At 69.1% G+C, this 2055-nt stretch carries 3 protein-coding genes; 2 read left to right on the forward strand and 1 reads right to left on the reverse strand.

From position 1 onward, the window contains the following. A partial coding sequence (locus AOK15_RS46290; RefSeq protein ID WP_205632307.1) for a hypothetical protein occupies nt 1–261 on the reverse strand: 261 nt, incomplete at its 3' end. On the opposite strand from AOK15_RS46290, the gene AOK15_RS39680 reads away from it, so the two are divergent. Further along, nucleotides 260–643 carry a hypothetical protein gene (locus AOK15_RS39680; RefSeq protein ID WP_055523918.1) on the forward strand — a complete coding sequence of 128 codons (384 nt, stop codon included), beginning with the start codon at nt 260–262 and terminating at the stop codon, nt 641–643. The two genes, AOK15_RS46290 and AOK15_RS39680, sit on opposite strands and share 2 nt — an antisense overlap. 73 nt (nt 644–716) lie before the next feature. Next, nucleotides 717–1448, forward strand: coding sequence for a DUF7873 family protein (locus AOK15_RS39685; protein WP_055523919.1), 732 nt, complete (start codon nt 717–719; stop codon nt 1446–1448). The last annotated feature ends 607 nt before the right edge of the window (nt 1449–2055 follow it).

The raw sequence follows: 2055 nt of genomic DNA on the forward strand, positions 1-2055 counted from the left end.
CCGGCTGCCAGGTCCCGCCTCCCTGGCCCCCGCGTGCAACCTCCCCGGCTGCCAGGTCCCGCCTCCCTGGCCCCCGCGTGCCAACCTCCCCGGCTGCCGCGTGCCGAGCCCCTGTCGATAATCGCTCGACATCTCGGCGCCCGGCACCCATGCTCCGTCCATGTCTGTACGCCTGCGCGCGAAGCCCTTGGGGCGCTTCACGGCGGCTGACTTGTAGCGGGCCGAGCCGGAGATTCCGGCGAGCCCCCGGAGGTCAGCCATGTCACGCACCGTGCACCACGTCCGCAGCCGGCACCGGAGGGTCCCGGCGTACTGGGCGGCCGGGCTGCCGGCCCCCTGGACCGCACACACCCTCACCGAACTCCGCTACAGCGGGGCCGAACTGAGCCGTGCGCGCCGGGAGGGCCGCCGCCCCCGGCCGACCCGAGTCGTCCGTTCGTTCACGTCCTACCGGTACGCCCGGGCCGTGAACCAATGCTTCTGGAACCCCTACGAATCCCAGGCTCGGGCCGCCCTGCGCACCTTCCGCAGCACGGCCCGCACACACCTGCGCGCGGCCCCGCCCGGCGACCTCGTCACCGCGGCCGAAACCCTCGACCATCCCCCTACCCGCCACCGCCACCGCAACCTCTGGGAAGCGTGACGCAGCAGAGACGGTGTCCCCAGGGAGGAATATCCCTTCGAACAAGCGCGTGCCCGGCTGCTACCTTCCAGGCGTGGCGAAACTCAATCAGATCATCGCAGTCGAGAAGGGCGTCAAGGCCAAGTCGCAGCAGGACCTGACGGCCGCTCATCACGGGCTGCAGAAACCTGCCCTGCTGGCCGGCATCGCGCGTACGTATCAGCCGAAGGACGAGGAGGGCGAGCAGCTGCCGCCCGAGTCGACGCGGGTGCAGGTGCGGGCGGAGGACGTGCTGCGGGAGACGGCGGGGATCCTCACCCGGCTGTTCGACGTGACCGCCACGAAGGACTGGGCCAACTGCACGGCACGGGCGGACGTGACGGTCGACGGGAGGGTGCTCGTCGCCGAGGTGCCGGTGGCCTATCTGCTCTTCCTGGAGAAGCAGCTCGGCGAGATCAACGCGCTCGTGCGGAAACTGCCCGTGCTCGACGCCTCCGAGGCGTGGGTGCAGGACCCCTCCACGGACGCCTGGAAGACCGAGCCCGTGCGGACGGTGCGGACGAAGAAGGTGCCCCGCAACCATGTGAAGGCCGAGGCGACCGACAAGCATCCCGCACAGGTCGAGGTGTACTACGAGGACATACCCGTCGGGTACTGGACCACCGTGAAGTTCTCCGGTGCGCTGCCCGCCCGCCGGGTCCGGGAGATCCTCGACCGCGTCGAGAAGTTGCAGCAGGCCGTGAAGTTCGCGCGCGAGGAGGCGAACGGCGCGGACGTCGTCGACCAGCGGGTCGGTGACGCGGTGTTCGGCTACCTGTTCGGGTAGCCTCACAGACTCCCCGCCCGATGTTTCGGGCGGGGTGCGCGAGGAGCGCAAAGCTGAAGCTGAGGCTTGTCGTGACGGAGCGGACCGTACCCGCTGAGGATTTCAGGGACGGGCCGCGCTCAATCTCAGACTATTGCTCCAGACTCAGTATTCGCCGCCGATCGCCGCAACGACCGGACCCAGGCCCCGGGACGTCGAAATGCCGGTTCAAGTCCGGCCCGCACAGCTCGATGTGCGGTGGTCCAAAGGCAGGACGCGACGACATGACGACTGACCTGGGTTCTCAACCGTCGCGGCGTGCCGAACGGGCGGCATCACAGGGCCCGGGGGCCGGCTACGCCCCCGGGCCCGCTTCTTTTCCCGCCGGTTCCCGCACGCTCCCACCGGTTCCCGCGGGCATTCGGCGCGGATCCGTGCATGGGCCACACGAGTTCACGCGGCAATTGCGTTCATAAAGAACATGGCCTTTCCAAGTATCGTCACATCGCGGTAATACGAGCGTTCCACAACCTCCGGATCCGGGACCTACCGTGGACCCCACGGCCGAACGGCACCACCCCGTCGATCGGCCCCCACCGGTACCACGCCCTGTCTCCTACACACATCT

It is taken from the genome of Streptomyces ossamyceticus, assembly GCF_001418475.1.
GTDB classification, from domain to species: Bacteria; Actinomycetota; Actinomycetes; order Streptomycetales; family Streptomycetaceae; genus Streptomyces; species Streptomyces ossamyceticus.

What these genes read in the sequence shown, in the direction of transcription:
- AOK15_RS39680 (WP_055523918.1), top strand. Translation starts at nt 260, where the DNA reads ATGTCACGCACCGTGCACCACGTCCGCAGCCGGCACCGGAGGGTCCCG.